This is a genomic window from Microbispora sp. CSR-4 (assembly GCF_008033685.1).
Lineage (GTDB): Bacteria > Actinomycetota > Actinomycetes > Streptosporangiales > Streptosporangiaceae > Microbispora.
On sequence record NZ_VJVX01000114.1, the window covers coordinates 1 to 7,929 of the forward strand.

Genomic DNA, 7,929 nt, shown 5'->3' on the forward strand with positions numbered 1-7,929 from the left:
CAGGCAGGAGGCCGCTGCCCGGCGGGCCGCGTCGTCGCCCGCCGCTCCCGCCACCAGCACCTTGAACGCCAGGGCCCGGTGCACCACCTCGGGCACCTCATACGCGATGGCATGGTCGAGCTCGCACCGCGAAGCGGCGACGTCACCCCGCTCGAGCGCCAGACGCATGGGCGGCGCGTCCGGCCTGGACGACCCTGGACGTCCCACCGCGTAGGCGGGCAGGGGGAACGCGACTCCACCGCCGGTCGAAACAGCAACCCGCGACGGAGATCGGATACGCAGGTCGGCCGAGCTTTCGGCCCGCTCGACGGGCGGGGAGGCCGGTAAGCGGCGCGGACGATGACGAGGTGGCGGGCGAACGGCCGAGCAGGCAGAGGGCCGAGCAGGCAGAGGGCCGACCAGGCCGCACGCCGGGCCAGGCAGGAGGCCGACCACGCAGGAGGCCGAGCATCCCGGCCGACCAGGCCGTAAGCCAGGGCATCCCGGCCGACCAGGCCATAATCCGTACGCCGGGCATCCCGGCCGACCTGACAGGTACTACTCGCCGCTCAGGTGGACCATGGCCGCGTAGAGCTGCTCTCCGGTCAGCGGAGGTTCCGGCAGGTCGTGCCGGTTCTCGGCCCGGAACGCGTCGATCATGAGATGCAGGTGACGCCGCCAGGCCTGGGGCGCGGTGTGGCTCGTGGCCTCGATGATGCGGCCGTTGGCCCAGACCAGGGTGATGATGTCGGCCACGGTGATGTCCGGGCGCACGACGCCGTGCTCCTGGGCGCGGTGCAGGATCTTCTCCAGCAGGTGGTAGAGCCTGTCGTGCATCGCTTCGGTGCGCTCGCTGGCGGGGAAGCGCATCGAGACCAGGTCGTTGAATCCGCGGTCTCCGGCCTGCATGCCGAACAGCGCTTCGAGGAAGACACAGAAGCCTTCCCAGGCGTCGTCCATGGCCAGGGCGTGTTCGGCGGTCTCGACGAACTTCTGCACCTTGGGTTCGAAGACGGCCAGCAGGAGATCGATGCGCGTGGGGAAGTGCCGGTAGAGCGTGCCGATCGCCAGGCCGACGTCGCGGGCGATCTGTTCCAGGGAGGCGTCGACGCCGTTCGCCGCGAATGCGGCCTGAGCGGCGGCGATGAAGCGCTCCCGGTTGCGCTGCGCATCACGACGCCGAGGTCGGGCCAGGTAGGCGGGCTCTTCGGCGGATCGCGACATGATCCCAGGATATCGACGTGAGGCACCCCTCAGGTTACTCATCATGAGGGGTGCCTCATGTTAGTGCTACAGTCGAATCAAAGCTGAGGCATGCCTCACGATACGGGCATGCTCGATCGGCTGACCCGGGAAGGCACGCATGAGCATCCCCGACCGCTCCCGACAACCCCGACGACCCCGCCGACTCCGACCGCTCCCGACAACCCCGGCACAGACCCCGGCACAGACCCCGACACAGATCCCGACGACCCCGACGACCCCGACGACCCCGACGACCCCGACGAGCAGAGGAGAGGACCCCCAGATGAGCGAACGCGAGTCCGTGGAGCGGGAGAAAGTTCGCTTCACCAGCGGCGGCACCGAGTGCGCCGCCTGGCACTATCCGGGCACCAACGGCGCCTGCGTGGTCATGGCCGGTGGGTTCGCGGTGCCCAAGGAGCCGGCCACCGACCTGTTCGCGAAGCGGTTCAACCAGGCCGGATTCGCGGTCCTCGCCTTCGACTACCGCCGCCTCGGGGAGAGCGGCGGGCAACCGCGCCTGGCCCTCCCGGTCAGGGACCAGCTCGACGACTGGCAGGCCGCGATCGACTTCGCCCGGACTCTGCCGGGAGTCGATTCGGCCAGGCTCGCGGTCTGGGCCTTCTCCGCCTCCGGTGGTCACATCTTCCGCGTCGCGGCGCGCGACCCGCGGCTCGGCGCGGCGATCGCGCAGACACCGAACGCCGACGGCCCGGCCACCGCCCGCAACGCCGCACGTCACCAGAGGCCACTCGCGATGCTGCGGTTCACCGGCCGCGCCGTTCTCGATGCCCTCGGCGGTCTCGTGGGCCGGCCACCGCGGCTGGTGCCGCTCGTCGGAGAGCCGCGGACCGTCGCGATGCTCACGACACCCGACGCCCTCGACACCGGCCGCGCGCTGCGTCCGGAACGGTACCCGGACTGGCAGCAGATGGTCGCCGCCCGTTCAGCGCTTCGCCTCACGGCCTACCGGCCCGGCCGGGACGCGGCCAGGGTGCGCTGCCCGCTGCTCGTCTTCGTCTGCGACCAGGATCAGACGTCGCTCGTCGAGCCGTCCGTCCGGGCGGCGAAGCGAGCTCCCCACGGAGAGCTCGTACGGATATCCGGCGGGCATTACGCCCCGTTCTTGGACAAGCACGAGCAGGCGGTCGAGGCCCAGCTGTCCTTCCTGCGCCGGCACCTGCTCGAACCCGCGCGAGCGGATCGCCCCGCGCCCGTCGATCCCGTACGGCACTGAGAAGCCCGTACGGCACTGAGAAGCCCGTACGGCACTGAGAAGAGGGAACGTGAAGAAGATCGAGCTGTCCGCTGGGACGATCGAGTATGAGGACACCGGCGGCAGCGGGCCCACGCTCGTGCTGTTGCACGGGCTGATGATGGACGCCTCGCTGTGGGACGAGCTGATCTCCGATCTGTCCGCCGATCACCGTTGCGTGGCGCCGACACTGCCGCTCGGGGCGCACCGTCACGCGATGCGTCCCGGCGCCGACCTGTCGCTGCCCGGGGCGGCCCGGCTGGTGGCGGAGTTCCTCGACCGCCTCGGCCTGCGTGACGTCACCCTCGTCGGCAATGACACGGGCGGAGCGCTCGTCCAGCTGCTCATGTGCGATGACGCCGCGCCCGTGGGACGCGTCGTGCTCGCCTCATGCGATGCGTTCGACAACTTCCCGCCGGGGCTGACGGGCAGGACGCTCGTGCTCGCCGGCAAGCTGCCGCCCCGGGTGTTCGGGCTGTTCATGCAGCAGATGCGGCTCCGAGCGGTGCGGCGGCTCCCGATCGCGTTCGGATGGCTGACCAAACGAGGAGACGCCGCCACCGCCCGGTGGATGAAGCCGGTCCTGACACAGCCGGAGATCCGCCGCGACACCGTGCGAACACTGCGGGCAGTCGTCTCGGACACCGGCTTCCTGGTCGGCGTGGCCGAACGCCTGAAGGGCTTCGACCGCCCCGCCCTCGTCGTCTGGGCGAGCGAAGACCGCGTCATGCCGCCCGAACACGGCCGCCGCCTCGCCGAGCTCCTTCCGTACGGACAACTGGCCGAGGTGGACGACAGCTACACCCTCATCCCCCTGGACCAGCCGGCGAGACTCGCCCGGCTCATCCGAGACTTCACAGGCGTGGGCCCTGGGTGAGGATCGGGATCAGCGGACGGGGAGGCCGGTGACGGCGCGGCCGATGATGAGGCGCTGGATCTCGCTGGTGCCCTCGAAGATCGTGAAGATCTTGGCGTCGCGGTGGAAGCGCTCGACGGGGTGCTCGCGGGTGTAGCCGGCCCCGCCGAGGATCTGGATGGCCTGCTCGGTCGTCCAGACGGCCGTCTCGCTCGCGACCAGCTTGCTCATCGAGCCTTCGGCCTGCTCGAACCGGCGGCCGTGCCGGGCCATCCACGCCGCGCGCCAGGTCATCAGCCGGGCGACGTCCACCCGGGTGGCCATGTCGGCCAGGAGGAACGCGACCGCCTGGTTCTCCCCGATCTTGCGGCCGAACTGCTCGCGCTCGCGGGCGTAGTCGCGGGCGTACTCGTAGGCCGCACGCGCCACGCCCACGGCCATGGCGGCGACGAGGGGGCGGGTGGTCTCGAAGGTCCGCATCGCGGCCTGCTCACCGGACCGCTCACCGGCGCGTACGCGGGCGAGCCGTTCGTCCAGCTTCTCCTTGCCGCCCACCAGGCACCGGCCGGGCACCCGTACGTCGTCCAGGACGACCTCGGCGGTGTGCGAGGCGCGGATGCCGTGCTTCTTGAACTTCTGTCCCTGGGACAGGCCGCGCGTGCCGGGCGGGACGACGAAGGACGCCTGGCCCCGGGTGCCCAAAGACGGGTCGACCGAGGCGACGACGACGTGGACGTTGGCGATGCCGCCGTTCGTGACCCAGGTCTTCACGCCGTTGAGGACCCACTCGTCCTTCGCCTCGTCGTAGACGGCGCGCGTCCTGATCGCGCCGACGTCGCTGCCGGCGTCCGGCTCGGAGGAGCAGAACGCGCCGAGCTTGACGTCGTCGGCGGTGCCGAACATCTGGGGCAGCCACTCCCCCATCTGCTCGGGGGTGCCGTTCGCGGCGATGGAGGCGGCGGCGAGGCCGGTGCCCACGATCGACAGGCCGATGCCGGCGTCCCCCCAGAACAGCTCCTCGAACGCCACGGGCAGGCCGAGCCCCGACTCCTCGAACCACTGCTGGGCGAAGAAGTCCAGCGAGTACAGCCCGATCTTGGCGGCCTCCTGGATGACCGGCCAGGGCGTCTCCTCGCGCTCGTCCCAGTCCGCCCCGGCCGGGCGGACGACATCCCGGGCGAACTCGCGGACCCAGTCGCGTAGTTCGCGAAGGTCGTCGCTCAACTCGGGGCAGAAGGTCATCGGGGGCTCTCCTCTCCTCGGTGTTACCAACGGTAACACTAGGGGGAGGCCCGTCAGCGCAGCCGGGACGCGTACTGCGGCACCGTCGCCATCGGCGGGCGCTCGGACACCCCGACGTCGCGGGTCAGCGGGCGGTGTCCGGCGGGCCCGCGTTCGAACTGGACGAGCCGCGCGGACGGCTCGTGCAACGGAACGATCTTGTCCTGGCGCTCCAGCCGCGCCCAGGCGGTGTGCATGATCTGCCCGGCCATCCCGCCGAGCGCCTCCGTCGACTGGTGCGAGTGGACGCGGCGGCCCAGGTCGACCTGGGCGAGCGCGTCCAGCCCCACCATGTCGAGGAGGTCGATGAGAAGTCCCAGCTCCACGCCATATCCGGTGACGAACGGCACACGTTCCAGGACCGAACGGCGGCCGGCGTACTCACCGGCGAGCGGCTGCACGAACCCGGCGAGCAGCGGCCAGTGCAGGTTGAGCAGCGGACGGGCGACCAGCTCGGTGACCCTGCCCCCGGCGTTCGGTTCCGTCGCGCCGAGCAGCGGCCGGTCGTAGCACGCCTTCACGTATCCGACCGCGGGGTCGGTCAGCAGGGGTCCCAGCAGGCCGGTCACGAACGAGGTACGGAACTCGCGCAGGTCGGCGTCGACGAACACCACCAGGTCGCCGGTCGTCACCGCGAGGGACTTCCACAGTGCCTCGCCCTTGCCGTCGTAGTGCGGGTCGTGCAGCTCGGGCAGGATCTCGTCCTGCGCGAAGACCTTCGCCCCGGCGCGTAAGGCCCGGGCCGCCGTGTCGTCGGACGACCGCGAGTCGATCACCACCAGCTCGTCCACGAGCGGGACGGCCTCGACGAGATCGCGCCGCACGGCGGAGACGATCTCCCCGACGGTCTCCTCCTCGTTCCTCGCGGGCAGCACCACCGAGATCGTGGCGCTTCTCTTCGCGGCCAGCAGGGCGCGGGCCGGCCAGTCGGCCGCCGACGAGGTACGCCGACTCAGCCAGGCCTCCACCTCAGCCAGCACGCCCGTCCTCCCCCTGTCCGCCACGTTTTACTGGCATCACCTTATGCGGCGGCCGGAAGAGGCGATCAGCACGAGCCCCCCTCCCAGCGCCAGCACCCCCGCCACGCCGGACATGAGGGCGGCGAAGCCGTACGACGCGGCGGCCGAGGCCACGACCGGGCCGATGCTGGCCCCGGTGAACAGGAAGAAGGTGAACAGCGAGACGGCGGTGCCCCGCGCGGGACCGGCCAGCAGGCCCACGGTCTCGATGAAGGCGGGAGCGGCCACGCCGATCGAGAAGGCGAAGCCGGCCAGCAGCACCGCCAGGGCGACGACGCCGTGGGCGGCGAGCCCGACCACCAGCGCGAGCACCGCGGCGGCCCCGACGGCCAGCGCCGCCCTGCGGGCCGGGGAGATCCGGGCCAGGCAGGGTGTGGCGAACGGGATCGCCACGATCGCCGGCAACGCGGTGGCCCGCAGCGTCAGCAGCGCGGAGGGGTCGCCGGCGATGCCCGCCGGGCCTTGGAGCTGCAACCCGGTGTAGACGGCGACGAACGCGCCGAGAATCGTCAGCGTCGCGGCGTACACCAGGACCAGGCGCGGGTTGCGCAGCAGCGCCGGGACGACGGCGTAGGGGTTCACGGCAACACGGCGGCCGGTGTCGGGCAGCATCACCCGGCGCAGCACCACGGCCACGACGGCGAACGCGGCGCCGCCGAGCAGGAAGACCGGCCGCCACCCGAGCAGGTCGACGAGCGCCTTGCCGGCGAGCTGCGCCACCACGGCCGAGGCGAACAGCGCACTGACCACGGAGGTCATCGTGAACGTCCGGCGGCGGGGTTCGACCCGCTCGGCGATATACGAGAACGCGGTGGGGGCGAAGACGGCGGTGGTGACGCCCTCGACCAGCCGCAGGGCGAGCGCCGTCCCGGGGCCGGGGCTCAGCGCGACCAGCGCGGTCGTCACCGCCGTGGCCGCCATGCCCCAGGTCATCACGCGGCGCCTGCCGTACAGGTCGGACAGGGGGCCGAACGCCAGGAAGCCTGCCGCGTAGCCGAGGCCGAAGGCGCTCACGAGCCAGGTGAGGGCGGAGGCGGGTGTGCCCCAGTCGGCCGACATCCGCGCCAGCAGGGGGATCACGAGGTAGAGGTGCCCGGTGGCGAGGAGCCCGGCCGGCACGAACGTGGCCACGGTTCGCCACACCGGCGCGTACGTCTCACGGGGTGCCGCGGAGGCGGTTGATGCCGAGGTTGGGGAGGTCGATGCCGCGGTTGGGGAAACGGCGGGAGTCGATGTGTCCATGGCGAGGAACCGTAACCAACCAACTAGTTGGATGTCAACCAACCAGTTGGTGGTGCGAGGGGTATGCTGAGGCGCCACCTCAGCCCCAGCCGCTCACGAACACGGAGGACGCCGATGCCGCCCCGCAAAGACGCCAAGGACCCCACCGCCGCCACCAAGGCCGCCCTGCTGAAGGCCGCGCGGACGGAGTTCGCGGCGTACGGCGTGGCGGGCGCGCGGGTGGACCGCATCGCCGAGCGGGCCGGGGTCAACAAGGAGCGGATCTACGGGCACTTCGGCAGCAAGGAGAAACTGTTCGACACCGTCATCAAGGCGGCGCTCGACGAGGTCACCGAGGCGGTGGCGATGCCCGGCAAGGACCCGGCGGAGTACGTCGGCAACCTCTTCGACTTCTACTCCGCCCACCCCGACCTGGTACGCCTGCTGATGTGGGAGGCGCTCAACTACAGGGGCGAGGACGACCTGCTTCCCGGCCAGGAGCTCCGGGTGGACAAGTGCCGGTCGAAGACCGAGTCGCTCGCCGAGGGCCTCGGCCGGGAGCCGGACGCATCGGTCGCCCGGATGGTGTTCTCGCTGGTGGGCATGGCGATATGGCCGACCGTCATGCCGCAGCTCGGCCGGATCATGGTCGGGGACGAGGCGGCGACCCCCGAGGGACGGGATGCGCTGCGCGAGCACCTCGTGGAGTTCGTCCGCGCCGCCGTCAGCAGGTGACCGGCACCGCCGGGACCTCCCCCGCCAGACCCTTCACCCCGGTCACGCGGATCGCCCCGGTCACGCGGACGGCGTGACCGGGGATGTGCCGGAGCAGGTGGCCGGAATCAGCTGCGCAGGCTCCACCGCTGGTTGTCCTGCCCGTTGCAGGACCACAGGATGAGTTTCGTGCCGTTGGCGGTGGCGGCGCCGTTGGCGTCCAGGCACAACCCGGACTGCACACCGGTGATGGTGCCGTTGCCGTTGAGGTTCCACTGCTGGTTGGTCTGGCCGTTGCAGTCCCAGATGATCACCTGGGTGCCGTTCGTGGTGCCCTGGTTGTACGCGTCCAGGCACTTGTT

8 protein-coding genes are annotated in these 7,929 nt (G+C 71.2%); 3 read left to right on the plus strand and 5 right to left on the minus strand.

Annotated elements, in window-relative coordinates:
• Nucleotides 1-537: 537 nt before the first annotated feature.
• On the minus strand, nucleotides 538-1,203 hold the full coding sequence (locus tag FLV34_RS38300; RefSeq protein ID WP_142648375.1) for a TetR/AcrR family transcriptional regulator: 666 nt from the start codon (nucleotides 1,201-1,203) through the stop codon (nucleotides 538-540).
• Between the two features lie 304 nt (nucleotides 1,204-1,507).
• Between FLV34_RS38300 and FLV34_RS38305 the strand changes: the two genes are divergently transcribed.
• Nucleotides 1,508-2,458 carry an alpha/beta hydrolase gene (locus FLV34_RS38305; RefSeq protein WP_147945491.1) on the plus strand — a complete coding sequence of 317 codons (951 nt, stop codon included), beginning with the start codon at nucleotides 1,508-1,510 and terminating at the stop codon, nucleotides 2,456-2,458.
• Between the two features lie 49 nt (nucleotides 2,459-2,507).
• Nucleotides 2,508-3,353 carry an alpha/beta fold hydrolase gene (locus FLV34_RS38310; protein WP_147945492.1) on the plus strand — a complete coding sequence of 282 codons (846 nt, stop codon included), beginning with the start codon at nucleotides 2,508-2,510 and terminating at the stop codon, nucleotides 3,351-3,353.
• Between the two features lie 9 nt (nucleotides 3,354-3,362).
• Here the strand turns inward: FLV34_RS38310 and FLV34_RS38315 are convergent, their stop codons facing one another.
• The 3 genes from FLV34_RS38315 to FLV34_RS38325 are packed head-to-tail and all read right to left on the minus strand — an operon-like array spanning nucleotide 3,363 to nucleotide 6,763.
• On the minus strand, nucleotides 3,363-4,574 hold the full coding sequence (locus tag FLV34_RS38315; RefSeq protein WP_147945493.1) for an acyl-CoA dehydrogenase family protein: 1,212 nt from the start codon (nucleotides 4,572-4,574) through the stop codon (nucleotides 3,363-3,365).
• 53 nt (nucleotides 4,575-4,627) lie between these two features.
• Nucleotides 4,628-5,593, minus strand: coding sequence for a glucosyl-3-phosphoglycerate synthase (locus tag FLV34_RS38320; RefSeq protein WP_142648372.1), 966 nt, complete (start codon nucleotides 5,591-5,593; stop codon nucleotides 4,628-4,630).
• A gap of 36 nt (nucleotides 5,594-5,629) precedes the next feature.
• A complete protein-coding gene (locus tag FLV34_RS38325; protein ID WP_187280856.1) occupies nucleotides 5,630-6,763 on the minus strand; it encodes an MFS transporter in 1,134 nt (377 codons plus the stop codon).
• A 225-nt stretch (nucleotides 6,764-6,988) separates the two neighbouring features.
• On the opposite strand from FLV34_RS38325, the gene FLV34_RS38330 reads away from it, so the two are divergent.
• Nucleotides 6,989-7,588, plus strand: coding sequence for a TetR/AcrR family transcriptional regulator (locus tag FLV34_RS38330; protein WP_142648370.1), 600 nt, complete (start codon nucleotides 6,989-6,991; stop codon nucleotides 7,586-7,588).
• A 107-nt stretch (nucleotides 7,589-7,695) separates the two neighbouring features.
• On the opposite strand, the gene FLV34_RS38335 is transcribed toward FLV34_RS38330, so the two are convergent.
• Nucleotides 7,696-7,929 (minus strand): RICIN domain-containing protein (locus tag FLV34_RS38335; RefSeq protein WP_147945495.1); only part of this gene is annotated, 234 nt, incomplete at its 5' end.

Bases quoted from the DNA above. Each gene is read 5' to 3' on its own strand.
- FLV34_RS38300 (WP_142648375.1), bottom strand. From the start codon at position 1,203: ATGTCGCGATCCGCCGAAGAGCCCGCCTACCTGGCCCGACCTCGGCGT.
- FLV34_RS38330 (WP_142648370.1), top strand. From the start codon at position 6,989: ATGCCGCCCCGCAAAGACGCCAAGGACCCCACCGCCGCCACCAAGGCC.
- FLV34_RS38305 (WP_147945491.1), top strand. From the start codon at position 1,508: ATGAGCGAACGCGAGTCCGTGGAGCGGGAGAAAGTTCGCTTCACCAGC.
- FLV34_RS38315 (WP_147945493.1), bottom strand. From the start codon at position 4,574: ATGACCTTCTGCCCCGAGTTGAGCGACGACCTTCGCGAACTACGCGAC.